Raw genomic sequence first — 26,462 nt, forward strand, 5'->3', positions numbered from 1 at the left:
ATTCACTCCAGCTATCGGAGTCCGCTCACCGACCGATATGTATTCCATTCCGGAATCGCGTGCTACTCGAAGCATAGTAAACAGTAAGTGGGAGGGACGTAATCACCCCGTATGGCAGACGAACTCCGGATGACGTTGGAGCGGGTCGGAGAGCGCTTCAACCTCGGCGAGTACGAGATCGAGGCGTATCTGGCCGTGCTCGAACACGGCGAACTGACGGCCTCGGAGATCGCCGATCGGACCGAGATCCCGCAGCCGCGGGTGTACGACACCGTACGGAGCCTCTCCGATCGCGGACTCGTCGAACTACGGGAGTCGCGCCCGATGAAGATCGTCGCGGTCGCGCCCGACGACGCCTTCGGCAACGTCCAGCAGTCCCTCGACAGCCTCGTCTCGGAGTTGGAAGCGCGGTACACCGCGCCCGCTCGGGACACCGAAGCCGTTTCGCTCGTGAAATCGCGCTCGACGATCCTCCGGTACGTCGAGGAGATCATCGAGAGCGCCGAGTACGAACTGGTGCTGTCTCTCACGCCGGATCTCCTGCGTCGCTTCCGCGAGGATCTCGCCGCGGCGGTCGACGACGGCGTGAGCGTCGACCTGCTCGTGACGCCGCTGTCGCGCGCGCCGGATCCGGACAGCTTCGACTACCTCGAAGTCGCGACGGTCGCGCGGGCACGCCGGGGAATCACCACGCCGATCCTCGCGGTCGCCGACGGCAACTACTCGATCTACGCGACGCAGGACGCCCTGCGCGACGACCGCGACCGCTACGGCGTCATCTTCAACCGCTCGGCGCTGGGCTTTCTGGTCTCGGGGTTCTTCGGGACCGTCCTCTGGTCGACCGCGGAGACGATCGCCACGGACGGCAAGCGGCGGCCGTTCCCCAGACGCTACGCCTCGATCCGACGCGCCGTGAAGGACGTTCGCGAACTCGACGGCCCGTTCTACGCTTCGATCACCGGCCGCGACGTCGAGACCGGCGATCCCGTCGTCGTCGAAGGGAAGGTGAAGACCGCGACGCTGGAGGAGTCCGAGGAGGTCGCCTCAATCCAGTTGGAGACCGACGACGGCGTCTTAGAGATCGGTGGGCTAGTCGCGGCCTTCGAGGACGTCGAGGCCCAAGAGATCATCCTCGGACGCGACGAGGTGCCCGACCGCGAGCAGTTCGCCTGAGCGTCTCGGCCTTCCGTCCGGCCGTCGCGTTCTTCGGTCCGGCTGTCTCGACCCCTCGTCCGAGCGTCGCGTTCTCCGCACCGTCCGGAGGCGCAACGGCTTTACTCCTCGCTCCGAAAGTCTCGGCGACCGATGGAGGCGCGCACGCGGACCTACCTCGAAGGCCGGTTCGGCGACTACTACCGCCGCAGCGACGTCTCCCTCCCGCCCGCGGCCGAACGCCGCGAGTGGGGACACATCCCGTGGAGCGCCGGCGCGACCCGGATGATCCGCCACCAGTCGCTGCTCGACGTCGGCGACCTCGGCGACTTCCTGCACCGCACCGCGCCCCGGCACGTCTACTTCTCGTCGGCTCGGTTCGCCGACCCCGGAGCGGGTTCGATGGACGAGAAGGGCTGGCAGTCGGCCGACCTCGTCTTCGACCTCGACGCCGACCATCTCCCCGGCGTCGACCCCGAGACCACCTCGTACGCGGAGATGCTCGAAGCGTGTAAGGGAGAGCTTCTGAACCTCCTCGATTTCATCGACGACGACTTCGACTTCGAGGAGACCGAGGTGGTCTTCTCCGGCGGGCGGGGGTACCACGTCCACGTTCGCGACCCCGAAGTACGAGGGCTCGACAGCGAGGCGCGCCGCGAGATCGTCGACTACGTCCGCGCGATCGACCTCGATGTCGACGGCCTGATCGAGACCGAGTCGAACCGCGGGACGACCCGCCGGGTTCTCCGCCGTCGCGGCGGGTGGGGGGCGCGCACGCACCGCCGCCTCGTGGACCTCGCAGAACGGCTGCGCGAGATGGACGACGACGACGCCTTAGAGCGGCTGCAGGAACTCGACGGGATCGGCGAGGGGCGCGCGCAGACGATCCTCGGAACGGTCCGGAACAACTTCGAGGCGATCCGCGCGGGTAACGTCGAGGCGGGCGGCCCCGGGACCCGCATCCTCGTCGAGGCGCTCGCCGCCGAGGCGATCGAGACGGAGACCGCGCCGATCGACGAGCCGGTGACGACCGACACGAAGCGGCTCATCCGGCTTCCGGGCAGCCTCCACGGCGGCTCGGGGCTGGTCGTCACGCCGCTCGCGCGCGAGGAACTCGACGGTTTCCACCCGCTGGAAGACGCCATCCCGGAGCGGTTCCGCGGGCGAGAGATCAGCGTGAACGTGGTCGATCCGGGGCCGACGACGTTCGACGGCGACACGTTTACTATCACGGAGGGTGAGCAATCCGTCGAAGAGTGCCTCGGGATCTTCCTGATGTCTCGCGGGCGCGCGGAGAAAATCAAAGAATGAATTCGGCCGAGTGCAAAGAATGGACTTAGACGAGCTGCGGAGCGTCCGACGGACCGAGCGACAGAAGGACAGCCTCCAGCACCTCCGCGACTCGTTCTACGAGGACGTCGCCGCATACATCGCAGAGCGGAAGGCCGAGCGCACCCGCGCGGCAGACGCCGCCGACGATCCCTTCGGGGATCCCGAAGTGGGTCAGCTGACCGACGAGATCGAGACCGCCGAAGACGTCGTCGAGTCGATCTACGAGCGGCGCGTCGGCAAGGTCGTCAAGCTGGCGTCGTTCGCGGCGGCGGATATGAGCGCCAACACCGACGGCCTCACCGCCGAGGAGCGAGAGCTGTTCGACGGACTGGTCGCGCAGATCAAGCGGAACCGACAGACTGTCCTCGATGTCCTCGCCGGCGAAGGCGGCGACCACTCCGGAAGCGACGGCGTGACGATGTCGGCTTCGGCCGACCACGCGGCGACCGCCGCCGAGACAGACCACGCGGCGATGCCGGATACGGCGACCGAGTCGTCGTCGACAGCCGAGACCGACGCGACTGCTGAGACGGACGCACCGTCCGCGGATATGGCGACCGCACCGACGGACGACCCGGCCGGCCCTGACGACGTTCTCGCCGACGCGATGGGCGGTTCGGACCCGGGCGGCTCCGGGGAGTCGTCGGATCCGATCGCCGAATCGGAGTCGGATCCGAATCCGGGCGCTCCCCCGGATGTCCCGCCGGACGCCCCACCGGACACGTCGGAATCTGAAACCCCCGTCATCGGGAACGGAGATCCCACCGAAGGCGGGCAACCGTCTGACGATACCGAACGCGTCACGCTCCGGATCACCGAAGACATCGGCCAGATCTTCGGCGTCGACGAGCGCGAGTACGACCTCGAATCCGAGGACGTCGTGACGCTCCCGGCGACGAACGCCGGGCCGCTCTTGGACCGCAACGCCGCGGAGCAACTCGATTAGCCCCGGCGGTCGGGGAATCGCGAATCCGCGCTCGCTTTCAAGCGGTACGTTGAAGCCCGGCTCGCGAGACGGACGGAGTATGCTCGATATCGGTGAGACCGCTCCCGGCTTCACGCTGCCCGACCAAGACGGCCAGACCGTGTCGCTCTCGGAACTCCGCGGCGAGTACGTCGTCGTTTACTTCTACCCGCGGGCGGACACGCCCGGTTGTACGACAGAAGCGTGCGGATTCCGCGACGTCTACGACGAACTTCGCGAGCGCGGTGTGACCGTTCTCGGGATCAGCGACGACCCCGTCGACGACCTCGCGCCGTTCGCCGCGGAGTACGACCTCCCGTTCAGACTGCTCTCCGACGAGGACGGGTCGGTGTCGTCCGCCTACGACTCCTACGGCGAGAAGAATATGTTCGGCAACACCTTCGACGGCGTCTTCAGAAACACGTACGTTGTCGGCCCCGACGGGGACGTCGTTCTCGCGTACGAGGGCGTCTCCCCCGAGGGCCACGCGACGGAGATTCTCGACGACCTCGACGCGCTCGAGGACTGATCGGACGGCGTGTCGATCCCGCGCGCTTCAAGCGGAGATTCGAACGCGGATCGACACCGCATTTCCGGTGAAAGAAACGATAACTCAGTTTTATTGTTTGAGATATAACAGGCCGTTGATTGCCCGATACGAGCTACAGTGAAATTCCCGAAGGCTCCTCCGGCTACTGGAACGTCCGCCGCGATGGTCTACTGGAACGTCCGGCCGATTTCGGCCTCGGGCTCGCGCTCGACCTCGCTGGTCTGGAAGCGCTGTTCGATCTCCTCGTAGCGCTCGCGCGTTTCCGGCGTCACGCTCGGGCCGACCTCGTCGAGCGCGTGCTCGAAGTGCGCCATCGTCACGCGGACGTTGCCGACCGATTCGGTGACCTCCTCGCGGGAGACGCTGTTGATGAACTCGCGGCTCGCAGCCATCGACGCCTCGCGACAGACCGCTTCGATGTCGGCACCGACGTAGCCGCCGGTCTCCGCGGCGAGTTCGTCGAGGTCGACGTCGTCTGCGAGCGGCTTGTGCTCGGTGTGGACCGCGAATATCGCCCGGCGACCCTCCTCGTCGGGGACGGGCACGTGGACGTGACGATCCAACCGTCCCGGGCGCAGGAGCGCCGAATCGATCAGATCCGGGCGGTTCGTCGTCGCGACGACGACGACGTCTTCGAGGGTTTCGAGCCCGTCCAGCTCGGTCAAGAGCTGGGAGACGACGCGCTCTGAGACGCCCGAATCGCCCGAGTGGCTGCCGCGCTCGGTCGCGATCGAGTCGATCTCATCGAAGAAGACCACGGTAGGCGCGTTCTCGCGGGCCTTCTTGAAGATCTCGCGGACGCCTTTCTCGGATTCGCCGACGTACTTGTCGAGCAGTTCCGGCCCCTTCACGGAGATGAAGTTCGACTCGGACTCGTTGGCGACGGCCTTCGCGAGCAGCGTCTTTCCAGTTCCGGGCGGCCCGTACATCAGGACGCCCTTCGCGGACTGCATATCCATCGCCTCGAACACTTCGGGGTATTCGAGCGGCCACTGGATCGTCTCCCGAAGGCGCTCTTTGGTGTCTTCGAGACCACCCACGTTCTCCCAAGAGACGTCTGGCACCTCGACGAACACCTCCCGCAGCGCCGAGGGCTCGATTCCTTTGATCGCCTCTTTGAAGTCCTTCGAGGTGACCGTCAGCTTTTCGAGGACCTCGGCGTCGATCTCGTCGGAGTCGAGGTCGAGTTCGGGACGGATGCGCCGCAGCGCATTCATCGCGGCCTCTTTCGCGAGGCTCTCGATATCCGCGCCGACGAAGCCGTGGGTGTTGTCGGCGTACTCGTCGAGGTCGATCGCATCCGACAGCGGCATGTTCCGCGTGTGGACCTGCAGGATCTCCTTTCGACCCTCGCGGTCCGGCACGCCGATCTCGATCTCGCGGTCGAAGCGACCGCCGCGGCGCAGCGCCGGGTCGATCGCGTCCACTCTGTTCGTCGCACCGATGACGACGACCTCGCCGCGCTCGTCGAGGCCGTCCATCAGCGAGAGCAGTTGCGCGACGACGCGACGTTCGACGTCGCCGCCGGCCTCGCCGCGCTTGGGCGCGATCGAGTCGATCTCGTCGATGAAGACGATCGCCGGGGCGGCCTCCTCGGCCTCCTCGAAGATCTCCCGGAGCTGCTCTTCGGACTCGCCGTAGTACTTCGACATGATCTCCGGCCCGGAGATCGTGTGGAACGAGGCGTCGATCTCGTTGGCGACGGCTTTCGCGATCAGCGTCTTCCCCGTTCCGGGCGGGCCGTGGAGGAGCACGCCCTTCGGCGGCTCGATGCCGAGCCGCTGGAACAGCTCGGGGTGCCGCATCGGCAGCTCGATCATCTCTCGCACTTGTTCGAGTTCGCGATCGAGACCGCCGATGTCCTCGTAGGTCACCGAGGGCGTGTCGGCCTCGCCATCCGCGCCCGACTGGATGTCCTCGGCGGGCGTCTGGCTGATCGTCACCTCAGTCGAGTCGGTGACGACGACGGTCCCGTCCGGTTCGGTCGAGGCGACTTTCAACGGCAGCGGCTGACTCGACGAGCTCATGAAGCCGAAGCCGAACGGGATCCGGATGTTCTGCCCCTGCGTAACGGGCTGCCCCGCGAGCTTATCCCGCAGGTGCGCGCCGATGTTGCCGCTGATGCGGAGGTTCTGCGGGAGCGCGACGGAGACGTGCTTGGCGGGCTTGATGTCGGCCTTTTCGACCTCGACGCGGTCGTCGATGCCGACGTTCGACTGCTGGCGGAGCCGGCCGTCGATCCGGATGACGCCCGAGCCGCTGTCCTCGGGGTAACCGGGCCAGACGCGGGCGATCGCGGTGCCGCCGTCGCCGTCGATGCGGATGTAGTCGCCGCCTTCGAGGTCCAGATCCTCGGCGGCCTGCCGGTCGATGGCGGCGAGCCCGCGACCGGCGTCCTTCTGCTTGAGTGGTTTGACAGTGAGCTTCATTTTTCGACCGTGATCGTGAGTACGCCGTTGTTCGTCGCGACCGACGCGTCCGAGCCGGGAAGCTCGAACTCGGCCTCGGAGACCTCCTCGCCCGTCTCGGCGACGACGATGGCCGTCGTGCCGACGATGTCGACATCGAGATCCTCGTCGGCGACTCCCACGTCGGCGGCGAGGACCCAGCTGTCCTCGTATTCGTACCGGCGAACGATGCGCTCGTCTCCACCGGCTAACTGTTTGATACTCATCGTGATTCCTAACTCCAAGTTAGTCGCCCTAATATTTAAATCTTCCTACCACTAATCGACGTACAGCGGTGGATGAGCGTGACTTGCGATTGAATTGCGGTCCAGGCCGCTCGGTGTTACTGTCACTCGAACCGGAGTGGTGCGGTTCCGTCGTCGAGGCGACTCCGACGTCACGTCGACAGGGCCGTCTCGACACTTCCACATCACGTTCAATCGCTGACGGCTTCCACGTTCAGGGTTTATACCTCGGCCGATCGAACGAATTCGTATGCAAACGGTATCTCACCACGGTCGGGAGACGGCCTACCGGACGTTCGACCGGGACGCGAGCGGCCCCGTCGTCCTCGCCATCCACGGCAGCGGCGGCACCCACCGCGTCTGGAGCGCGCAGGCGAAGATCGCCGACGAGTACCCGCTGATCGCGCTCGACTTGAGCGGGCACGGCGACAGCGACGACGTCGCGGCCGAGCCGGGGTACGAAACGCTCTCGGCGTACGTCGACGACGTCGTCGCCGTCGCGACGGCGGTAGACGCCGACGTCCTCCTCGGCAATTCTCTCGGTGGCGCGGTCGTGCTGACGGCGCTCATCGAGCGCGAGATCGACGCATCGGGAGCAGTCTTGGCCGGAACGGGTGCGCGGCTCCCGGTGCTCGACGACCTCCTCCAGTGGGTCCAGACGGATTTCGACCGCGTGATCGAGTTCTTCCACGAACCGGACCACTTGTTTCACGATCCCGACGAGACCACCCTCGACGTCTCGAAGGCGGCGCTGCGCAACACCGGGCGAGCGGTCCTCGAACGAGACTTCCGAACGGCGCACGCCTTCGACGTCCGCGGAGCGCTTTCGACCGTCGACGTCCCGACGCTGGCGCTCGTCGGCGAGTACGACCGGCTCACGCCCCCACACTACCACGAGGAGCTCTGTACCGGACTCCCCGACTGCGAGCTCTCGGTTCTCGACGACGCCGCCCACCTCGCGATGCTCGAGGCCGCCGAGGCGTTCAACGCGGGGCTTCGGGACTTCCTCGACCGGCGCGTGTTGGCGTAGCGCGACTCCATCGCGACCGCACAACGCCGAAAGCGCTCGCGCGAAACCGGCACGCCTTTGCGCCTTCCACCGAAGTCGAGTCCGTGCAACCGGTCGAGACCTCGGATCCGGACGGGATCGACTACGGCTGGGTGATGCAGACGACGTTCGTCCTCACTATCGCCGTCGGCGCGCCCGTCGTCGCCGCGCTTTCGTTGCAGACGACGCTGCCGACGTGGGGCGCTCGCGTCGAGTTCGCGATCCGCGTCGGCAGCGTCGTCTGGATCCTCGTCGCCCTCGCGGTCTTCGGGTACGCGTGGCGATTCGACGCGGGCGACGGCGGCAACGACCCCGACGACATCGTCGAGGGGGAGTGAGGACGACATCGTCGAGGGGGAGTGACCGATTTCGCGCGGGCGCGGGTCGGCGCACATCGGTCGCCGCCGTCGGAAGGTCTTTGACGCGAGTCGCCGACTCTCGCATATGATCGACGAGACGATCGCGGAGATCCGAGAGATGCAGACGCACAGTTCGTCCGTCGTTGCCGTGAAAGCGACGCAGGCGCTCTCGGATCTCATCGAACGCGATCACGCGACGGTCGAGGAGTTCGAGCGCGACCTCGAACGCAACGTGAGCGCGCTCAAGCGGGCGAATCCGTCGCACGCCTCGCTGTTCAACGCGATGCAGACGGTGCTCGTGAACGTCGTCGATCGGAAGGACACCGTTCCCGAGGCCAAATCGCTCCTCGAAGAGGTGATCGAACGAGTCGTCGAGGACGTCCGACAGGGGAAATCCCGCGCGGCCAGAAACGCGGCCCCGACCTTCGAGGAGGGCGAGACGTTCCTCACCCACGACTTCTCTTCGACGGTTTTGGAAGCCGTCGAGCAGGCCGCCGCCGACGGGACGTACCTGACAGCGTACGTCACCGAGGCGCGGCCGCGGTTCCTCGGCCGGAAGACGGCCCGACGACTCGCCGCCTTCGACCGCGTGGAACCCCATCTGCTGGTCGACAGCGCGGCGGGCACGTACCTCGAGGAGTGCGATCGAATCGTCATCGGGATGGACTGCATCGTCGGCGACACCCTGTACAACCGGGTCGGCACCTTTCCGATCATCGCGACCGCGAACTACCTCGACGTCCCCGTCACGGTCGTCGGGTCCGCCGCGAAGATCGTCGAGGACGGCTTCGTCTTCGAGGACGAGATCCGCCCGCCTGCGGAGGTCACGCTCGAACCGATCGAGGACGTCGTGATCGAAAACCCCGCCTACGACGCCACGCCGGTCGAACTGCTCGACGAAGTGATCACTGACAACGGCATCGAGAACATTCCTCGGGAGTGACGGGCCGCTGCGGCGTCCGGCGGAAAGCCCGCTGCGGGGATCAGCGAGAATCGATGCGGACGTGAGCGTGATAGGCTATCAGTCCTCCAGATACGCGTAGAGGTCCTCCCGCGGGCCGCCACAGCCCGGACAGCGATCCGGGATCTCGTCGAGATCGCCCAGTTCGCCGCAGTTGACGCACCGCCAGAGCAGATATCCTTCCCCGGCGTCCGATCCGAGCGCTTGTTTCAGTGAAACGGTCTCGACGTCGCCGTGCGTTTGTACCTCAACGCCGGTTTCGGTGATTGCGCGGATCGTGCCGATCGCTCGGCCGTCGGCGTCGTACACCCGTTGGCCGGGTTCGAGCGTTCGCGTCGTCGCGTCGGTGGTGTTCGTGTCGGCCATACCGGACTATTCGCTCGCTATCAGCATAAATCGTCCCTCACTGATTGATCGGCGAGTTACGTCCCCGTCATCGACCGCCGAAAGAACTCGGCGAACTTCTCTCGGAGCGAGGAGCCGTCGCCGAGTCGGAGGTAGTAGGCGTCGCCGCCGTCCTCGTAGTAGCCGTTGATCCGCCGGATGATCTCGAAGCCGAGGTGCTCGTAAAACGACAGCGCGCTCTCGTTCGTCGCCCGCGCGTGACAGGAGATCGATTCGTGATCTTGGAGCGCGGCGGCGACGAGTCGCTTGCCGTACCCCTCGCCGCGACGGTCGGGCGCGACGGCGAGAAAGAGAATGTATCCGTCCCGTCGAACCGACGCGAAGCCGACGAGGTCGTCGCCCTCGAAGAGCAGGTGGTCGTTCGCGCGGCGGTACGCGTCGGCGAAAAAGGCCCGTCGCTGCTTGAGGACGCTCTCGCGCTCTCGGATCCGTTCTTTGAGTTCCCACGTGTCCGCGGCGAACTCGCTGGATCCCGGGGGATCGACTCGCGTCTCGACGTTGACGCTCACAGGTATCGATAGAACCACGACCGATATAATTCCACCGTCGAATCGCGAATCTGCCGACTCGTTCGTCTCAGCCCCCCGCGAGGGTCGAGCTCAGACGAACACGATCAACAGGAGCACGACCAGCACCGACCCGGTCAGGATCACCTGCACAACCGACGAGGCGAGCACGCCGACCGTCGTGTACAGTGCGACGCGCAGCCCCCGTTCGGTGTCCGCGTGCTGGGCGAACTCGACGGCGAAGACGGCAACCGCGATCCCGACGAGAAAGCCGATCGGTCCGGCGACGAGGAGGAGTACGAGCCCGACGACGACGGCGACGCCGGTGGTCACCAGCGACGCCCCGCCCGCCCGGGCCGCAATTGCGCCGCCGACGTAGTCGACCGTCATCGTCAGGACGCCGACGCCGACGAGCACGGCGACGACGAGCGCCGAGGGCTCGACGAAGCCCGTCGACCACCAGTAGCCGACGACGCCGACGACGGAGAGCAGCCCGCCGGGAACGAGCGGCAGCACCGATCCCGCGACGCCGGCGGCGACGACCGCGAGAAAGAGCCAACTGAGCGGTTCCATACCCGAGAGAAGTCATCGACGGTGATGAGCGCTGTGCTCCCGATCGCGCCGCTGACGCTGGTCGCTACTCCTGACGCCGGGCGCTACTCCCGATCGAACCGCGCGCGCTCAGCCGCGGTAATCTCGTTGTCGCCGTACCGATCGAGGAGCGTCGCGTACGCCGCGCCGAGATCGCGCAGGCACTCCCGCGTCGAGGCGTAGCCCAGTTCGTCGGCGACGGTCTCTTGCGGCCGCGCCTGCAGCACTTTCCCGACGAGGAGTCGCTCCTGTCGGTCGGATAGTTGTGCGGTCGACTCGTCGTCGTCGCCGGCGGCGTCGGCGTCACCGTCAGCCTCGTCGACTCCCGCAGTCGCATCACCACCGAGCAGCGCGGTCAGCGCGAGCCGGCGAAAGGCCCCCGGCGCGGTCGCGTACTGACCGGGGCCGTCGGCGACACCGACGACGACGCGCCATTCGTAGTCCGACAGCGCGGGCGTGAGCGACGCGGGACACGCCGCGAGCACACCGCGCACGATGTCAGGGTCGGCGTCGCGAAGTTGATCGGCGAGCACGTCGCCGATCCGGTCGCGAAGCAGCCGCGCGTGTCGCTCGCGAAGCTCCTCGCCCGTCTCCGAGAGCGGGCACAGCATCACCGCCGAGTACTCGCCGCTGGACTCGTTTCGCGTCGTCGAGAGGTGCACCGTTCCGTAGCCGTTGTCGGCCCAGAACTCCAGTAGGTCGGGCGTCGCGCCGTAGCCCGTGCCGAGGTAGTCCGCGTCGCCGTCGAACTCCGCGCGAATTTCCGAGAGGAGTGTCGAGCCGAGCCCCCGCGTTCGGACCGCGTGATGGGTCGCGATGCGCACCACCCGGTAGCCGAGCGGCGTCCCGGCGTCCTCGTCGCGGAGTTGACTCGTCAGCACGTCGGGTATCATGTGTCCGCGGATCCGCGAGCCCTCGTACACCGATCTCCGCGTCTCCGCGTCGAGGTCGCCCTCGCGCGCCAAGAGCGCGACGCTCACCACTCGTCCGTCGTGTTCGAGGACGCGCACGCGGAAGTTCGGGGCGTCGAGGAGGCGCGCCAGATCGTTCGGCTCCGTCCGATAGTGCGCGAACACGAGAAGGCCGAAGGTCGCCCGCAACAGGTGCTCGTCCGCCGCGAAATCCTCCGGTGAGAGCGCCCGATACTCGACGGTCGACGGCGACGCGTCGGCGACGAGGTCGTCGACGGGCGGGCGCGCGTCGAGAAGCAGCGCCCGGAACGCCCACGACTCGATCGGATCGCCCGGCGCGTAGCGGATCGGCTCCGAGAGCGTCACGTCGGTCACGTCGTGGTCGGACGCCGCCAACTGACCGCGGAACCGGACGGAGAACCCCCGTCCCGTGCCCTCGTAGCCGTGGACCGTCGTGAAAAAGCCGACCGCCGGGGCGTCGAGCAGCGACGAGAGCAGCCGGACGGGTATCGCTGCGGCCTCGTCGACGAGGACGACATCCGGATCGTCGGGGAGGTCGGCCGCCGCCGCGGGTGACTCGAATCGGATGCGACCGCCTGCGGCGGTCTGCAGCGCGTCGATAGAGCCGGAGCCGTCCTCGATCTCCGCCAGCAACTCGCGAGCCCGGGCGAAGAGATCGTCGGCGTTACGCCGGTCCGGGGCGGTGACGAGGACGTCACGACCGACCGCCGCCAGCGACGCGGCCGCCAGTCCGGCCGCGCTCGACTTCCCGCGCCCCCGGTCGGCCTCGACGACCACCGCGTTTTCGATTTCGGCCCCCTCTCGTTGGAGCGCTTCGAGCGCGGAGAGCGCGCGGGACTGATCCGCAGTCAGGCAGGCGGCGTACGCCTCGCCCGGGAAGCGGCGACGCTCGGTGGGAGGAACGACGGGGTTCGAGCGACGGCTCGCGGCGTCGTCGGCCTCACCGCGGCGTTCGACCCGTCCCTCGTCGACGTCGACGATCGCGACGCCCGGGTGATCGAGGAGTGTCTCGCGGAGCCGCTCGCGGAACCGCCCGCCGACATCGCTGACGTCGTACGGCGAGACGGCGAGCGAGGACTCGAAGGAGCCGGCTCGGTCGGGCCACGAGTTTAATGACGGCGTCAGGAGGATCAACAGCCCGCCGCCGTCGACGCTCCCGACGAGTCGGCCGAGCACGTTGGGCGAGAAGTCCTCGTGGGCGTCGCAGATGACGGCCGAGCGGGTCGTTCCCAAGAGCGTTCGCGCCTGCTTGGGATCGACGCGGTCGAACCGGAACCCCTCCCGCGTCGTGACGATCGTCGTCTCCGCGTCGGGGATCGACGCGCCCTCGATCGCGTCGTAGGCGGCGTCGATGCCGCGGTCGCGGTCGCCCGCGAGGACGAGCAGGCGTCTGTGGTTCGTCCGCTGCCCCGCCGCGCGGAGCTTCGCAGCGAGGACGGCCACGTTCATACCCCGGAGTGGGGGGCGGCAGGTAAGGAAATTGCGTTCGCGGGCCGTCGCTCGGGCCCGGGGGAAGTAGTCGCGCGAATATGACGCGTGTGTCGTCGTGCCACGGCACGACGCCATTGAAAGCGCTTTTATGGGATCCGAAGCAACCGACGTGTACAGCCTGCCCGGGGTTGATGATACTCCCCGCCGTCAGGGAAACCACACACCGGCGGGGCAGTCGAGCCCGCGAGCAGGAGAGGTGAACAACAATGCCAGTCTACGTAGAATTCGACGTCCCAGCCGACCTCGCAGAGGATGCCCTCGAGGCCCTCGAGGTCGCACGAGACACAGGAACCGTAAAGAAAGGAACCAACGAGACGACCAAAGCCGTTGAGCGCGGCACCGCCGATCTCGTCTTCGTCGCCGAGGACGTCTCGCCCGAAGAGATCGTGATGCACCTGCCCGAACTCGCCGACGAGAAGGGCATCCCGTACGTCTTCATCGAGACGCAGGACGAAGTCGGTCAGGCCGCGGGCCTCGAAGTCGGCTCGGCCGCCGCCGCCATCGTCGATGCCGGCGACTCGGAGGACGAGGTCGAAGACATCGCCGCGAAGCTCGAGGAACTGCGGTAACCGACGATGAGCGCAGAAGAGACCGCCAGCGACTCGACGTCCGCGGAGGTCATCGAGATCGTTGGCAAGACAGGGATGCACGGCGAGGCCATGCAGGTCAAATGCCGCATCCGCGAGGGCTCGAACCAGGGCCGCATCATCACACGGAACGTCCTGGGCCCCGTCCGCGAGGGCGACATCCTCCAGCTCCGCGAGACGCAGCGGGACGCCGACTCCATCGGAGGTCGATAACCTATGGTCGAAACGCGCACGTGCGATTACACCGGCGAGGAGATCGAACCGGGTACGGGAACGATGCTCGTGAAAAACGACGGCACGATCCTCCACTTCAAGGACTCGAAAGCCGAGAAGAACTACCGCCTCGGCCGCGAGCCCCGCGATCTGGAGTGGACCGAAGCCGGCCGCGAGGACAAGGGCGAATGACCCACCACGACGAGCGAACCTTCGTGATGGTCAAGCCCGACGGCGTCCAACGCGGCCTCATCGGCGAGATCGTCTCCCGATTCGAGGAGCGCGGCCTGAAGCTCGTCGGCGGGAAGTTCATTCAGATCGACGAAGAACTCGCCCACGAGCACTACGGCGAACACGCCGATAAGCCGTTCTTCGACGGCCTCGTCGACTTTATCACCTCGGGCCCGGTCTTCGCGATGGTCTGGGAGGGCGCTGACGCGACCCGTCAGGTCCGCTCGATGGTCGGCGAGACCGACCCCGCCGAGTCCGCGCCGGGGACGATCCGCGGCGACTTCGGGCTCGACCTCGGTCGCAACGTGATCCACGCCTCCGACCACGAGGACGAGGGCGCGAACGAGCGCGAGATCGGACTGTTCTTCGACGACGAGGAACTGCTCGATTACGAGCGCATCGACGCGCCGTGGCTGTACGAAGACGAAGATCACTGATTCTTCTCGACCGGGGATTCCGAGCGGCCCCGTTACCGCGCTTCGATTGTGACTGACACGTCGTCGACGTAGTGCGCCGCGTTGGCCTCCCAGACGACGGCCGTGCCGATCGCCAAGTGGAGCGTGTCGGTCGAAAGCGTCGGCGTCGTCCACTCGAACGCGTACTCTCGCCAGCCGTCTGCGAGCCACAGCGGCTCTCGAAGCCCGCCGTACGGCGTCTCGCCGAGAGCTGTCGTGTTGACGCCCGGCTGCGGGAAGTCCTCCTCCGTCTCGGGTGGCTCGGCTCCGAGTCTCATCACTGCGTTGCGGATCGTGTTGAACGACTCGGACTCGCTCCAGAACTGCGCCCGGACGTCGATCCGATACCGTCGGTCCGCCTCGACGGAGATCGGATGGACGCCCCACGTCACGCCGTCGTCGTACGATCCCTCGTTCCAGATCCGCAGCGACCGCTCACCCTCGACCGCCTCCGCGTCCGAAACGCCGAGTTCCCACGCGAAGTCGTCGATGTCGACCTCCGGTCCGATCGCCGCGTCGGCCTCCCACTCGCCGAGTTCGTCTTCGAACCCCTCGGTGAACGCCGGCCCCTTGGTCCGCCCGGTGCATCCGGCGACGCCGGCGAATCCGGTTCCGATGCCCGCCCGAAGCACGTCTCGACGTTTCATACCGCCGAACCGTCCTCCACTGGTATAACCGCTGGGTCCGATCCGGGAACGCGCGCTGGAAAATCCGTCCGTCGGTCGCCGGGCAACGATGCCGACGTCCCCACTGAGCCGATCGGCAGGGAGAGCGTCAGTCGTCGGACGGAAGCGCGACGTCGATCTCGTCGGCGTCGAGATCCGCCTCGACCTCCCGCGCCGCGGTCACCATGTTCGAGATCTTCTCGTAGGCGACTTCGCGCGGCAACAGTTTCACCCCGCAGTCCGGGGAGACGCTGAGCCGATCGGGCGAGACCACCTTCAACCCCTCCTCGATGTTCGATTTGATCTCCGCGACGGACTCGACCTCCGGGGTGTGGACGTCGACGACACCGAGTGCGAGATCCGGCTCGAAGGCGTGTTCGCGGAACACGTCGATCTGCTGGTAGCCGTCGTTGCAGAGTTCGATGTCGAACTCGTCGATCGGGAAGTCGTTGATCGCCGGGTACAGCTTCGAGTAGTCGCCGTAGCAGACGTGCAGACAGACGCGGACGTCCTCGGGGACGCCGTCGACGATGCGTTCGAGGCATTCGCCGACGATCGCGTGGTCCTCGGGCGTCGTCGCGAGCGCGGGCTCGTCGAGTTGGACGTACCGCGCGCCCGCGTCGATGAGTCGATGGACCTCCTCGTTGACGAGGTCGGCGAGGTCGTACGCGAGCGCGGCCTCGGTGTCGTAGGCCTCGTTGAACGCCCACCGCGCCAACGTGTACGGACCGGTGATCGGCACTTTGACCGGCCTGCTCGCGACGCTCGCGGTGAACTCGAACTCCTCGACCAACCACGGTTCGTCGTACTCGACCTCGGAGACGACCGAGGGCTTGTCGAAGTAGTTGTGTCCCCACACTTTCACCGGCCCGTTGAACTCGTAGCCGGGGATCCGGTGGGCGAAGTACTCGACCATCTCGTCGCGGCGCATCTCGCCGTCGACGACGGTGTCCAACCCGGCGCGCTCGTGCTCGTGGGTGATGACCCGTGCGGCGTCGTCTTGGGCCTCCGCGAACGCCCGCTCGTCGAAGCCGGAGTCGGGGTCGTCGGCGAGCTTCTTCGCCCGGTTGAGCCACGCGGGCTTCGGGTAGCTTCCGACGACCGTCGTCAAGAGGAAGTGCTCGGCGTCGTGGTCGGCGGGGCGGAACTGCTCGCGGTTCGATGGGTTTCGGACCATCAGACGCTCACCTCGCGTTCGAGGTCGGCCGCCGCGGCGAGGGCGGCCAGCTTCTCGCGATAGCTGTTCACCGGGAGGTAGAACAGTTCGGTGTTGGTGCTCACGTACGCGTTCTCGAAGTCGGCCATCGGCACTTGGTCGATGAACCACTCGACGCGTTCGCGCAGCGTCTCGGCCGACTCGACGAGCGTGTTCTGCCCGTCGGCGACGCCGAGTGCGACGTCGTCTGTGATTCCGTACTCGACGGCGTTGTACACGCTCTGCTCGCGGTCGTCGGCCACGAGATCGAGACCGAGGGCGTCGACAGCGGCGTCCATCAGGTGTGCGTAGGTCTTCTCATCGAGCGCGCCGAAATAGGTGTGCGCGACGACGGCGGAATCGGTCGCGTCGGCGACGGTGCTGATCGCCTCCGGAACGGCGTCGGCGAGGTCGTCGTCGGGCGGCGATTCGACGAGCGAGGGCTCCAAGAGAAACAGCGTCTCGTGCGCCGGGAACGACTCGACCTCGCTCGCGAGAAAGTCCGCGATCGCCGAGAGGAATTCCCGGTCGTCGCCGTAGTGCGCGTCGGTCGCGAGGTCGGCGAGCGAGTACGGACCGGGGAGGACCGCCTGCAGGGGTGCGTCGTCGATCACCTCCGCGGCGGCCGTCAGTTCGGCTGCGACGTCGCCGGAGTGAGTCAACTCGCCGACGACGCGGGGGTTGCGATAGAAGTTGTTGTTGTCGTAGTAGCGAGCGATCCCGCCCGTCTCGACGCGGTCGTGAACCGTCAGCGGGTGGGCGAGCATATCGTCCCAGCGGAGTTGTCCCTCGACGACCCGATCGAGACCGGCGTCGAACTGCTCGTCGACGGCCTCCGCGCGGGCCCGCTCGTACGTCGACACGACGGCGCTGGACTCCGATCCCGAGATCAGATCCGCCTTCTGGCGGCCCTTCAGGTCCGCGAGGTCCGATTTCGCCCAGTCCGGAAGCGGGAACAGCCCCGGCGTCGTCGCGACGAGTTCAATCATCGGGGTTCGCTACGAAATGCCGCTGCTTAATATTTGCTAAAGTGTATTATTCGTTCCAGTTATTTTCCGGCGAGCGGAGGAGGACCGCTATCAGTCGTCGTCAGCGGCGGTCAGCGCGAGCACCGAGAGCGTCTCGAAGGGATAGGATTCCTCGACGACGACCTCGTGGTCGAAACCGCACGCCTCGGCGTGAGCGAGGACTTCTTCGTACCCGGTCAGCGAACTCACGAGCAGCAGCGCGACCCCGTTCGGCGCGAGCGCGCGGCCGACCGTTTCGAGGAACGGCTCGATCAGTTCGCGACCCGACTCCCCGCCCGACAGCGCCCGCTCCATCCAGTCGTCCCACTCGCGTTCGGGGTCGGTGGGGAGATACGGCGGGTTGAACGCCACGGTGTCGAACGCGCCGTCGACGAACGGTGAGAGGAGGTCCGCGCGAACGACATCGAAGCGCGCCTCTCCGGCCTCACCGCTCAGCGCGCGTTCCCGAGCGGCCAGACAGGCATGGGGGTTGACGTCGCTGGCGACGACTGAGGTCACCGTCTCGACGTCTGCGGCCCGTGCGGCGACCCACCCCGAACCGGTGCCGACTTCCAAGAGCCGCCCTCGACCCACGGCTTCGACCGCCGCGGCGAGGAGCCGAGAATCCTCCGCGGGTTGATACACGGTCGTCTCGACGTCGCGGCGCGCGGCCAGCGTTCTCTTCGTCTCCTCGCTCACGACTCGCCCCCGTCGGTCTCGTCCGCGCCGGACCCGTCCGGAGCTCCCTTGGCTTTCACGTTCGTCGCCGCCTTCGGGGGCTCGCGGTCGGCGTCGTTCTCGGCGGTCGGTTCCGTCTCGCTGTCCGACTCCGTGCGCTCGGATTGTTGTTCCCCACTCTCGGGGTCTTCACCATCTGCGTCGCCGTCAGCTTCTCCGTTTCCTCGCGCGTCCGCAGACGACGCTTTTAGCTGTTCCTCCGCCGATCCTTCGTTGCCCGCGAGGATGAACCCGCCGGCCTCCTGCCGACCCATCAGCTCCCGCTGGGGGAACGGGATCTTGATGCCCTCGGCCTCCAGTGCCTGCTTGACAGCGCCGATAACGGCCGTCTGTGAGCGCCACTTTCGACGGGCGCTCGGGTTGTTGATCCAGTAGCGGACGCCGAGCACGACCGCCGAGTCGTCGAGCCGCTTGAACACCACCTGTGGCGTGGGCACGTTCATCGGATCGTCGAGCTTCGCGACGGCCTTCTTCGCGATGTCGGCGGCGTTCTCGGGGTCGGCGTCGTAGTCGATGCCGACTTCCACCTCGATGCGGAGTCGGCCCTTTCGGCTGCGGTTGACGAGGCTCTCCGAGGAGACCACGTCGTTGGGGATCATCACGTACTCGCCGTCGAACGTCTGCATCCGGGTGTTGACGATCGTGATGTCGGTGACGATGCCCTCGTAGTCGCCGACTTGGATCCAGTCACCGATCTCGAACGGCCGTGAGAACATCAGGACGAATCCCGCGAGCATCGCACCGAGCGTTTGTCTGGCGGCCATCCCGACGACGATACCGAGGAATCCAGCACCGACGAGGAATCCGCCGACGTTGACGTCCCACAGCGAGAGGATGATCGTGAGCGCGAGGAGGTAGAGCGCGACCTGCCCGAGGCGATACGCGATTTCCCGCTCGTGCTCGCCGACCGACGACCGAGTCTCTGCGAGCTGGTCGACGAGTTGCTTTATCAGCCCGGTCATCGTGTACGCGCCGATCAGAAACAGCGCGGAGACGCCGAACCTGACGATCGTTTCGGGGCCGTAGCTCGTCCCGAAAACCGCGAAGAGATCGTCTGAGAGGCCCCAAATCCCGACGATCGCCAGCCCTGCGGTGGCGGCGACGATCATCGTTCCGACGGTGACGATCACGTGCCACGCGGTCGATTCCAAGCGATCGGGGGCCGTCTTGTGGAGCCAGTCCGTCCGAGCCAGAAACGCCATTACGGCGACGCTGATCGCGAAGGTGACCGCGATTCGACCGGTGAACGTCGGCACCAACTCCGAGAGCGCCGAAAGCGCGTCTCCGACGCCTTCGACTCCTCCGAATCCCGTTTGAAGTATTCCAGCCATACTCGTGATTCAGCGACCGTGTTCGTCGGCAATCGCGGTCAGTTCGGCGAACTCGGCGGGCGTGAGCGATCCCGCTCGCGCGCGGAGCAAGTCCTCGTCGACGCTCTCGATCGCCTCGATGACGGCCTCTGGATCGGCGAGCCCCGAGATGTGGGCGGTGTTCCGGATCCCGTTTCTGATCGTCTTGCGCCGCTGGGTGAAAAGCGCCTTCACGAAATCGAAGAAGAACGTCTCGTCGTCGACGGCGTACTCCGGCGCTCTCGGTCGCAGCCGAACGATCGCGCTCTCGACGGCCGGTGCGGGATCGAACGCCGTCGGCGGAACGATCTCGACGACCTCGACGTCCGCGTAGTGTTGCGCACTCACCGATAGCCGGCCGTACGCGTCGGTCCCGGGCTCGGCTGCCATCCGCTCGCCGAACTCCCGCTGGAACATCAACACGAGCGGGCGCTCGGCGGGGAGCAGCCGAAACGTGATCTCCGAGGAGATCCCGTACGGGAGATTCGAGACCGACGCCGAAAAGTCGGGCAGGTCGACGTCGAGCGCGTCGCCCTCGACGATCTCTAATCGCCCGACTTCGACGTCCTCTCGGAATTCCTCGCGGAGGAACGCCGAGAGCGACGGGTCGCGCTCGACGACGGTCACCCTGTCGGCGACGCGGAGCAGTCGGTCGGTGAGCGCACCCGTCCCGCCGCCGATCTCCAGCAGTCGCGTCGCGTCGGCGTCGTCGGGGAGGTAGCTCGGAATCCGATCGAGCACCCGGTCATCGACCAGAAAGTGTTGGTCGCGATCGGGATCGCCGCGCACGCCGGCCCGGCGGCGCAGGTCGTCCGGATCCCGGAGGTCGGACGCGGCGTCGGCCCTCGAATCTGTCATTGCCCCCCGTTGCGCCCGGGAGAGTGTAAACGTCTCGGGTCGTCGATCGTCGGAGAACAATTCGCCGTCGCGCTCGCAAAACGGCTGTTCAGGCGTCGCGCCCGACGAACGCCTTGTACTTCAGGTCGTCGTCGCGCAACTCCTCGATGATGCGCTCGATGAGGACCTCTTTCGGGCGATGGAGCCCCGAAACCCGGTCTTCGAGGTCCTCGAAGCTCTCGAAGGGGCCGCGCTTGCGCTGATCGAGCACGTTGTTCCGGAGTTTCTTCCCGATTCCGGGGAGGAGATTCAGCTGGTGCAGCCGAAGCGTGATCGGCTGCGCGTCGTTGTAGAAGTCGACGAACCGGCGCTCGTTCGTATCGATGATCTCCTCGATGGCGTATTCGAGTTCCGCGCCGGCGGTGTTCGAGAGGTCGTCGTACATCACCTGCTTGAATCCCGACACCACGTCCCGAGCCTCCGTCGGGCCGATCACGATGCGGTCGCCGATCGAGACGTCCGCGTCGTCCGCGAGCGTGATCTCGAAGAGGCGGAAGTCCCGCTCACCGATCGCGTACGCGAGCGGCGACTTCCGGTGTCGCGGGCGGTCGTCGTCCGCGCGGCCGTGCGGGAGATGATCTAAGACGACCGCGTAGCGCACCTCCCGCTCGTCAGCGTCGCCCCCGTCGTTCGAATCGGGGACGTGGTCGGAACCGTCCGACGACTCCGTCACCTCGTCGGCGTCTCCGCTCTCGGTCGTAGTCATAGACTGACGTACGGTGAGGGTCTATTTAAACAATTGGCCGACGGACCCGCCGTGCGTCGGTATCGATCGCGCTAGACGTACTTCGCGACGACGTTCAGCACGTCGTCGAGTTCGTCGCCGTCGAGCGCGTAGCGTTCCTGTGCGTACACCGCGCGGAGTTCGTCTCGGCTCTGTGGCAGGAGATCAGTGATCTTGATCGCCGTCTCGATGTCGACCTTCTCCAGTTCGAGAAGCTCCTCGACGAGGTCGCGAGACTCTTCGGGATCGAGATGAGCGAACCGGTTCACGTGCTCGATGGCGCGAGCGAGTTCGTACCGCAACTCGCGCTCCTCGTCGGCGGCGCGCTCGGCCTCGACGTCTTCGAGGAGCGTTTTGACCTCTGAGACGGTCAAATACTCCTCGTCGACTTTCTCTTTGAAGATGGTCATCGGCGTACGATGTTACTCCTGAGCGCGCAGGTGGGCGGGGCGGGCGATGAGCGTCTTCTCTTTGCCGCCGTCGACGATACTGACCTTGAACGCGCGGCCCTGCTTTCCGACGACTTCGCCGGTGTGGCCGTTGAACCGCGGGTGGAAGCGACCTTCGCGGACGCTTGGGTCGATTTTCAGGTGGACCTTCTGACCCTCGTCGAACTCCTGGATCGCGCGCTGCGGCGGGGAGGTTCCTCGCTCGCGCGGTTTGTTCGATAGCTTTCCTCGCGTACCGTGAAGTGGACCGTTGGAACTCGGCATAGTCGTTGATGGCTGTACTTCCGACGCGGTTATAAAACGCACGTTCCCGTTCGACGAGCGCCGCCGCCGAGAGACGTCGCTAGCGGGTTCGACACCGTGCGATTAGTTCACAGACTGTGGCTCACGGAGTTCGGCGCGTCTCGGCAAAATCTAAACCATCGGGTGTCGTACGCCCGGTTATGGCACTAGAATCTGCAAGCGGCGGACAACTTCCGGAACGCTCGGCGAGCGGCGACGGCGAATCGATGCATCAGGACTCCAGCTCGCGGCTCGAACAGTTCGGCGTCGGCGTCTCCGTGAGTATCCTTCTCGGCGCGGTCGTCGGCGTCGCCGCAACCGCATCCGTCGACGCGGGCGGGCTCCCGCTGCTCGTCGTGCTCGGAATCGGCTTCATCCTCTCGCCGCTCGTCGGGCTGCTCTTTCTCCGTCGCGCGGAGTGACTGTTCCGTCGGGAATATCTCTTCCGTCGGGAATCTAGCCGATCCGCCGATGGCGTCAGCGAAACGGACCCGAACGCACTCAGCCGCGGCTCGGCGAAGTGAGAGCCAACGGAGAAAACGTCAGCGCAGTCGTCGACGAGTGCCGACAGCTATGACCGGAACTGACGCGGTTAGATGCGGCCGACGTTCTCGACGGCGACGCTCTCGACGCCGTCGACGCCGATGAACGCGTCTTCGACCGCTTCGGTGCCGCCCGCGTCGTCGGGGACGATCACGGTCGGGAGCAGCGCGACCAGCCCGAACGCGACGTCGTCGCGCTCGAAGCCGTTGATCTTCGCGCCCTCGGGCAGCGACTGTTCGAGTCGCTCCTGAAGCTCGTCGAGGTCGATTTCGGGGCTGTTCGGCATGACCTTGATCTTGGCTGCGACTTTTCCCATCGTTCAGGGTCCCATAAACCCGCAGTCGGGGCACTCATAGAGGTTGCTCTGCTTTCGGCACTTCGCACACCGCGAGATCTCGTGGCCACAGTCCGGACAGTTGAACGTCGCCGCGCTCATGCCGGAGATGTTGATGCCACAGGACACGCACTGTCTGGCGTGTCGCTGCTCGGACTGGCTCATACTCTACACGACCCGGTCGCGACTTTTAACGGTTGTCTTTCCCGATCACCCGACTCCTCTCGGTGCGCCCGCCTACCATCCCAGCGCGATCGGCCCGAAGAGCACGCCCATCAGATGGACGCGCCGCGCGCCCACTCGCGGCGGCAACAGGCCGACGGCCGCGGCGAGACAGAAGACGGCCCCACCGAGCACGCCCGCGAAGCCGACCGAGAGCGCGAACAGCAGTCCCAACACGCCGAGGACGAGCGGGCGTCGCGGGAGCCGACGGACAACGAGCAGATAGCGCTCGCCGACGGTCAGGAGGACCGCGATTCCCAGACCCGCCGCGAAGACGATCACGAGCAGCATCTCCAAGAGTGGTATCGGAGCCGTCGCTCCCATCGACGCGCTCGGCGGGGCCGACGGCGAACCCGCTCCCGCGAGCGACGAGAGCGCGACAGTGACGCCGCTGCGCGGCGCGCCGAGCACCGCGAGCGAGGCGACCGCGAACACCGCCGTCGCCGTGTCGGCACCGCTGGTCGCGACGACGTAGGCCCGATCGGAGCCACGACCCGCGGGACCGCTGCCACCGGCCCCGCCGAGCGCCAAGACCGCCGCGACGCCCGCGGAAACGCCCGGCAGGTAGCCGACGAGCGCGCCGCCGCCGACGCCGGAGAGCGCGGCTCGCAGCGTCTCACTCCCGGAGAGCCCGAGCGTCGTCCCCTCCTGCGGGGGAATCGCCCCGTCGGCATCGACCGCGTCCAACAGGATCGGCGCGCCGAACAGCCCGCCGAAGATCGGCGCGAGCATCGACGCCGCGCCCCTCGGCGTCAGCGCCCCCGTCGCCGGGAGATCGAGCGTCAGAAAACCCAGTGCCGTCGCGACACACAGACAGAGCACGCCGCCGAGTCGCGCGCGGCGGGTCGGCTCGGCGAGCACGAGGAGCGCCGCGACGAGGGCCAACAGGATCGGAAGCGCGGCGAGCAGCCACTCGCGCCCGGCGGCGACGACGCGCGAGAGCGGCAGCGCGACCGCGACGGAGCCGAGGAGCGCGACGCCGCTCCCGACGGCCGACAGTCGGATCGCCTCCCGCCCGCGGCCCGCCAAGACGAGCCGGTGGCCGGGCAGCGCGCCCGGCGCGGTCGCGGCGTCGGGCACGCCGAGGACGAGTCCGGGAACGATCGAGAGGAAGGTGTGAACCACGCCCGCCGCGAGGATCGCCGCGCCGACGGCGACCGGCGGGCCGTCGATACCGGGGGCGATCCCGACGAGGAGAAACGCGACGCTGTTGACGTGCAGTCCCGGGAGCAGGCCGGTCAGCGTTCCCAGTGCCACGCCGCAGAGCGCGAACGCGAGGGTAATCGTTGGCGACGCCATCGCGACGGAGTGGCCTCGTTCTCCTATTTGAACGTTCGTGCGAGCACGTGCGATGATGCGCGCGCTACTGCGGTGACCTCTCTGGACGGACAGCGTCGCGGCTGTTCCCGTGGCGTCGAAAGAAATCGGATCGAAAGACGAGTCGGCGCGACGTCCGGATCGGACGCTCGGCGTCTTCGGCGGTTTCCGAACTCAGCCGAAGAGGTTGCCGAGGCCCTCGCCGGAGGCCTCTTCGTCCTCGTCCTCTTCGTCGGCGTCGCCTTCGTCGGCTTCCTCGGCCTCGTCGGCCTCGTCTTCGCCGTCGTCAGCGGTCTCGACCTCGCCACCGGCACTGCCCGCGGCGGGCGCGGGAGCGGCGGCGGCCGTCTCGACGGCCTCCTCGATGTCGACGTCCTCGAGTGCGGCGACGAGCGCCTTCACCCGGGACTCTTCGACGTCCACACCGGCGGCCTCGAGGACCGCGGTGATGTTCTCTTCGTTGATCTCTTCGCCCGATTCGTTCAGGGTGAGAGCTGCGTAAACGTATTCCATTGTCGTATTTCCTCGTAGTTATCCGAACATCGCGCCGAGGCCTTCGGCACCGTCTCCGTCGTCGTCGTCGTCGTCGGTGTCGTCGGCGTCGGCATCTGCTTCCGTGTCTTCGTCAGCCGATTCGTCCTCGCTCTCGTCGGCCGCCTCCTCGGCGGCCGGTTCGGGCGCTTCGACGCCCCGGAGCTCCTCCGGGAGCGCCTCCTCGTCGTCGATCTGGGCGGCGAGCGCGCGAACCTGCGCGTCGGCCTTCGCGACGAGATCGGGCACCACGTCGGGGTCCTCGATGGCGGCGAAGAGGCCAAGGGCCTTCGCATTGCCGGCGGCCTTCGCAAGCAGCGTCGGCGCGGTCTGCGCCGTCGGGTAGCTCGCGTTGACCGAGAGGTTCCGAGCGGCCGCGGCGGCGGACTGGATGTCCGCGCGGTACTCGTCGATGTCGATCGCGAGCTCGTCGGGCTCGAAGAGGACGCCTTCGGAGAAGACGCCGCGGAGGTCGAGACCGACTTCCTTCGGCTCGATGCCGAGCTCGGAGAGCACGCCTTCGAGTTCCTCGGAGACGGGTTCGCCGGCTTCGAGGACCTTCGAGTCCTCCGTGACTTGGATCGAGCCGTCCATGATGCGCGCGGCGGCTCCGACCTGCTGGAGTTCGCCCACGAACGGGCCGGGGTCGACGCCCGTGTCACCCTCGGGGATGACGACGTCGTTGGGCGCGATCTCGCCGGCGCTGATCGGTGCGGGCGTCTTCGACGCTTCGAGCTGTTTGTACAGCCCGAAGGGGTTGTCGTTCGTGCCCACGAGCGCGACCTGTCCCGAGACGTATCCGACGAGCTCTTCGAGCCCGTCGTCGACGTCTTCGAGCGCGCGGACGGTGAGCGTGTTACGGCTCATCCGCAGTTCCGCGCTGCCGTGGAGTTCGCGGCGCATACTCTGCAGCTGCCGGCTCGGAATGCCGGCGACGTCGACGACGCCGACCGACTCGTAGCCTTCGAGGAAGTCGACCAGTTCGCCGACCTCCGCTTTTTTCCACTGGGGGATCGTCTCGGTTCGTCGGGCGGAGGCACTTTCGCTCATGCCTCGACCTCCACGGACGGTCCCATCGTCGTCTTCACGTACATCGAATCGATGTTGAGCGGACCCTTTTCGAGGTTCGCCTCGAGACGACGGACGATGACGTCGATGTTATCCGCGATTTCCTCGGAATCCATATCCTGTGCACCAACGCGGGTGTGGAACGTCCGGCGATCGCGGGAACGGAGTTGCACCGTGTTCTTCATTCTATTCACTGTCTCGACGATGTCGTCGTCCGGCTGAAGCGGTGTCGGCATCTTACCGCGCGGACCGAGAACCGTCCCCAAGAAGCGGCCGATGTCCTGCATCATGCTGGCTTCGGCCACGAAGAAGTCGGTCTCGTCGGCGAGGTCTTTTGCCGCGTCGGTGTCGTCTCCGAGCTCCTCGAGGTCGTCGCCGTCCAGAACCTGGTCGGCGACCTCCTCGGCTCGAAGCGCGGTCTCACCGCTCGCGAAGACGACGATCTGCGTCTCCTGTCCGGTGCCGGACGGGAGAACGACAGACTCGTCGACACGTTTCGATGGGTCGTTTAAGTCGAGATCGCGCAGGTTCACGGCGAGGTCGACCGTCTCGCGGAAGTTCCGCGGCGGTGCCTCGTCGAGTGCGCGAGAGACTGCGTCAACTATCGTATCTGCCATTATTCACCTCCGTAGTACGCAGGATTGCTCCTACGGGTCAGTGAAACAGGCGTCT

The 26,462-nt window shown here is 66.7% G+C and carries 32 protein-coding genes and 1 pseudogene; 12 read left to right on the top strand and 21 right to left on the bottom strand.

Going from position 1 to position 26,462, the window contains the following annotated elements; all coding sequences use genetic code 11:
* The first annotated feature begins 111 nt into the window (after nt 1–111).
* From trmB to bcp, 4 genes are all read left to right on the top strand, one after another.
* On the top strand, nt 112–1,173 hold the full coding sequence (gene trmB / locus U5919_RS14245; protein ID WP_336025112.1) for an HTH-type sugar sensing transcriptional regulator TrmB: 1,062 nt from the start codon (nt 112–114) through the stop codon (nt 1,171–1,173).
* A gap of 132 nt (nt 1,174–1,305) precedes the next feature.
* The gene (gene priS, locus U5919_RS14250) at nt 1,306–2,463 is read left to right on the top strand and encodes a DNA primase small subunit PriS (protein ID WP_336025113.1); all 1,158 of its coding nucleotides are present in this window, start codon (nt 1,306–1,308) and stop codon (nt 2,461–2,463) included.
* Nucleotides 2,464–2,482: 19 nt separating this feature from the next.
* On the top strand, nt 2,483–3,430 hold the full coding sequence (locus U5919_RS14255) for a hypothetical protein (protein ID WP_336025114.1): 948 nt from the start codon (nt 2,483–2,485) through the stop codon (nt 3,428–3,430).
* Nucleotides 3,431–3,509: 79 nt separating this feature from the next.
* Nucleotides 3,510–3,977, top strand: a complete 468-nt coding sequence (gene bcp, locus U5919_RS14260; RefSeq protein ID WP_336025115.1) for a thioredoxin-dependent thiol peroxidase — start codon at nt 3,510–3,512, stop codon at nt 3,975–3,977.
* 188 nt (nt 3,978–4,165) lie between these two features.
* On the opposite strand, the gene U5919_RS14265 is transcribed toward bcp, so the two are convergent.
* Complete coding sequence (locus U5919_RS14265) at nt 4,166–6,427, bottom strand: CDC48 family AAA ATPase (protein WP_336025116.1); 2,262 nt, start codon at nt 6,425–6,427, stop codon at nt 4,166–4,168.
* Nucleotides 6,424–6,672, bottom strand: a complete 249-nt coding sequence (locus U5919_RS14270) for an Hsp20/alpha crystallin family protein (protein WP_336025117.1) — start codon at nt 6,670–6,672, stop codon at nt 6,424–6,426. Before U5919_RS14270 ends, U5919_RS14265 begins: the two co-directional genes overlap by 4 nt.
* Nucleotides 6,673–6,940: 268 nt before the next feature.
* Here U5919_RS14270 and U5919_RS14275 point away from each other — a divergent pair, with 268 nt between their 5' ends.
* The 3 genes from U5919_RS14275 (at nt 6,941) to U5919_RS14285 (ending at nt 9,040) form a co-directional block, all read left to right on the top strand.
* The gene (locus U5919_RS14275; RefSeq protein ID WP_336025118.1) at nt 6,941–7,720 is read left to right on the top strand and encodes an alpha/beta fold hydrolase; all 780 of its coding nucleotides are present in this window, start codon (nt 6,941–6,943) and stop codon (nt 7,718–7,720) included.
* Between the two features lie 83 nt (nt 7,721–7,803).
* Complete coding sequence (locus U5919_RS14280; protein WP_336025119.1) at nt 7,804–8,076, top strand: DUF5822 domain-containing protein; 273 nt, start codon at nt 7,804–7,806, stop codon at nt 8,074–8,076.
* Nucleotides 8,077–8,182: 106 nt separating this feature from the next.
* The gene (locus U5919_RS14285; protein ID WP_336025120.1) at nt 8,183–9,040 is read left to right on the top strand and encodes an eIF2B alpha/beta/delta subunit family protein; all 858 of its coding nucleotides are present in this window, start codon (nt 8,183–8,185) and stop codon (nt 9,038–9,040) included.
* Nucleotides 9,041–9,118: 78 nt separating this feature from the next.
* Here U5919_RS14285 and U5919_RS14290 read toward each other — a convergent pair whose 3' ends face one another.
* From U5919_RS14290 to tmcA, 4 genes are all read right to left on the bottom strand, one after another.
* The gene (locus U5919_RS14290; RefSeq protein ID WP_336025121.1) at nt 9,119–9,424 is read right to left on the bottom strand and encodes a DUF7130 family rubredoxin-like protein; all 306 of its coding nucleotides are present in this window, start codon (nt 9,422–9,424) and stop codon (nt 9,119–9,121) included.
* Nucleotides 9,425–9,480: 56 nt separating this feature from the next.
* A complete protein-coding gene (locus U5919_RS14295) occupies nt 9,481–9,972 on the bottom strand; it encodes a GNAT family N-acetyltransferase (protein ID WP_336025122.1) in 492 nt (163 codons plus the stop codon).
* Between the two features lie 90 nt (nt 9,973–10,062).
* The gene (locus U5919_RS14300; RefSeq protein ID WP_336025123.1) at nt 10,063–10,542 is read right to left on the bottom strand and encodes a DUF456 family protein; all 480 of its coding nucleotides are present in this window, start codon (nt 10,540–10,542) and stop codon (nt 10,063–10,065) included.
* Nucleotides 10,543–10,625: 83 nt separating this feature from the next.
* Nucleotides 10,626–12,941 carry a tRNA(Met) cytidine acetyltransferase TmcA gene (tmcA, locus tag U5919_RS14305; protein ID WP_336025124.1) on the bottom strand — a complete coding sequence of 772 codons (2,316 nt, stop codon included), beginning with the start codon at nt 12,939–12,941 and terminating at the stop codon, nt 10,626–10,628.
* A gap of 248 nt (nt 12,942–13,189) precedes the next feature.
* Here tmcA and rpl7ae point away from each other — a divergent pair, with 248 nt between their 5' ends.
* The 4 genes and pseudogenes from rpl7ae (at nt 13,190) to ndk (ending at nt 14,451) form a co-directional block, all read left to right on the top strand.
* Entirely contained in the window at nt 13,190–13,552 is a 363-nt protein-coding gene (rpl7ae, locus tag U5919_RS14310; protein WP_336025125.1) for a 50S ribosomal protein L7Ae, read from the top strand.
* A 6-nt stretch (nt 13,553–13,558) separates the two neighbouring features.
* On the top strand, nt 13,559–13,783 hold the full coding sequence (locus tag U5919_RS14315) for a 30S ribosomal protein S28e (RefSeq protein WP_049986948.1): 225 nt from the start codon (nt 13,559–13,561) through the stop codon (nt 13,781–13,783).
* A gap of 3 nt (nt 13,784–13,786) precedes the next feature.
* Nucleotides 13,787–13,969, top strand: a pseudogene (locus tag U5919_RS14320) (50S ribosomal protein L24e); the annotation flags it as partial.
* Nucleotides 13,970–13,971: 2 nt separating this feature from the next.
* Nucleotides 13,972–14,451, top strand: a complete 480-nt coding sequence (ndk, locus tag U5919_RS14325) for a nucleoside-diphosphate kinase (protein WP_336025128.1) — start codon at nt 13,972–13,974, stop codon at nt 14,449–14,451.
* A gap of 32 nt (nt 14,452–14,483) precedes the next feature.
* Here the strand turns inward: ndk and U5919_RS14330 are convergent, their stop codons facing one another.
* From U5919_RS14330 to U5919_RS14370, 9 genes are all read right to left on the bottom strand, one after another.
* Nucleotides 14,484–15,116: a hypothetical protein gene (locus U5919_RS14330; RefSeq protein WP_336025129.1), complete on the bottom strand. Its 633-nt coding sequence runs from the start codon at nt 15,114–15,116 to the stop codon at nt 14,484–14,486.
* Nucleotides 15,117–15,243: 127 nt separating this feature from the next.
* The gene (locus tag U5919_RS14335; RefSeq protein ID WP_336025131.1) at nt 15,244–16,311 is read right to left on the bottom strand and encodes a methionine synthase; all 1,068 of its coding nucleotides are present in this window, start codon (nt 16,309–16,311) and stop codon (nt 15,244–15,246) included.
* A complete protein-coding gene (locus U5919_RS14340) occupies nt 16,311–17,318 on the bottom strand; it encodes a 5-methyltetrahydropteroyltriglutamate--homocysteine methyltransferase (RefSeq protein WP_336025132.1) in 1,008 nt (335 codons plus the stop codon). Before U5919_RS14340 ends, U5919_RS14335 begins: the two co-directional genes overlap by 1 nt.
* A gap of 90 nt (nt 17,319–17,408) precedes the next feature.
* Complete coding sequence (locus U5919_RS14345) at nt 17,409–18,035, bottom strand: HemK2/MTQ2 family protein methyltransferase (protein ID WP_336025133.1); 627 nt, start codon at nt 18,033–18,035, stop codon at nt 17,409–17,411.
* Entirely contained in the window at nt 18,032–19,405 is a 1,374-nt protein-coding gene (locus tag U5919_RS14350; RefSeq protein WP_336025134.1) for a mechanosensitive ion channel domain-containing protein, read from the bottom strand. The genes U5919_RS14345 and U5919_RS14350 overlap by 4 nt, the downstream gene beginning before the upstream one ends.
* A gap of 9 nt (nt 19,406–19,414) precedes the next feature.
* Nucleotides 19,415–20,281, bottom strand: coding sequence for a 16S ribosomal RNA methyltransferase A (locus U5919_RS14355; protein WP_336025135.1), 867 nt, complete (start codon nt 20,279–20,281; stop codon nt 19,415–19,417).
* A gap of 88 nt (nt 20,282–20,369) precedes the next feature.
* Nucleotides 20,370–21,026, bottom strand: a complete 657-nt coding sequence (locus tag U5919_RS14360) for a DUF655 domain-containing protein (RefSeq protein WP_336025136.1) — start codon at nt 21,024–21,026, stop codon at nt 20,370–20,372.
* A gap of 71 nt (nt 21,027–21,097) precedes the next feature.
* Nucleotides 21,098–21,454: an RNA polymerase Rpb4 family protein gene (locus tag U5919_RS14365; protein WP_336025137.1), complete on the bottom strand. Its 357-nt coding sequence runs from the start codon at nt 21,452–21,454 to the stop codon at nt 21,098–21,100.
* A 12-nt stretch (nt 21,455–21,466) separates the two neighbouring features.
* The gene (locus U5919_RS14370) at nt 21,467–21,757 is read right to left on the bottom strand and encodes a 50S ribosomal protein L21e (protein WP_336025138.1); all 291 of its coding nucleotides are present in this window, start codon (nt 21,755–21,757) and stop codon (nt 21,467–21,469) included.
* A gap of 179 nt (nt 21,758–21,936) precedes the next feature.
* On the opposite strand from U5919_RS14370, the gene U5919_RS14375 reads away from it, so the two are divergent.
* A complete protein-coding gene (locus U5919_RS14375; RefSeq protein ID WP_336025139.1) occupies nt 21,937–22,197 on the top strand; it encodes a glycine zipper domain-containing protein in 261 nt (86 codons plus the stop codon).
* Nucleotides 22,198–22,367: 170 nt separating this feature from the next.
* On the opposite strand, the gene U5919_RS14380 is transcribed toward U5919_RS14375, so the two are convergent.
* The 6 genes from U5919_RS14380 to U5919_RS14405 all read right to left on the bottom strand — a co-directional run bounded on the left by U5919_RS14380 (nt 22,368) and on the right by U5919_RS14405 (nt 26,407).
* Complete coding sequence (locus U5919_RS14380; protein WP_336025140.1) at nt 22,368–22,634, bottom strand: elongation factor 1-beta; 267 nt, start codon at nt 22,632–22,634, stop codon at nt 22,368–22,370.
* A 3-nt stretch (nt 22,635–22,637) separates the two neighbouring features.
* Entirely contained in the window at nt 22,638–22,817 is a 180-nt protein-coding gene (locus U5919_RS14385; RefSeq protein ID WP_081927459.1) for an HVO_2753 family zinc finger protein, read from the bottom strand.
* A 72-nt stretch (nt 22,818–22,889) separates the two neighbouring features.
* A complete protein-coding gene (locus tag U5919_RS14390; protein ID WP_336025141.1) occupies nt 22,890–24,173 on the bottom strand; it encodes a tripartite tricarboxylate transporter permease in 1,284 nt (427 codons plus the stop codon).
* Nucleotides 24,174–24,365: 192 nt separating this feature from the next.
* Complete coding sequence (gene rpl12p, locus U5919_RS14395; protein ID WP_336025142.1) at nt 24,366–24,704, bottom strand: 50S ribosomal protein P1; 339 nt, start codon at nt 24,702–24,704, stop codon at nt 24,366–24,368.
* 18 nt (nt 24,705–24,722) lie between these two features.
* A complete protein-coding gene (locus tag U5919_RS14400; protein ID WP_336025143.1) occupies nt 24,723–25,772 on the bottom strand; it encodes a 50S ribosomal protein L10 in 1,050 nt (349 codons plus the stop codon).
* Nucleotides 25,769–26,407 (bottom strand): 50S ribosomal protein L1, encoded by a 639-nt coding sequence (locus U5919_RS14405; protein ID WP_336025144.1) that lies wholly within the window; start codon nt 26,405–26,407, stop codon nt 25,769–25,771. Before U5919_RS14405 ends, U5919_RS14400 begins: the two co-directional genes overlap by 4 nt.
* Nucleotides 26,408–26,462 lie beyond the last annotated feature (55 nt).

The sequence above is a fragment of the Halobellus sp. LT62 genome (genome assembly GCF_037031285.1).
In the GTDB taxonomy this organism is placed as follows: domain Archaea; phylum Halobacteriota; class Halobacteria; order Halobacteriales; family Haloferacaceae; genus Haloquadratum; species Haloquadratum salinisoli.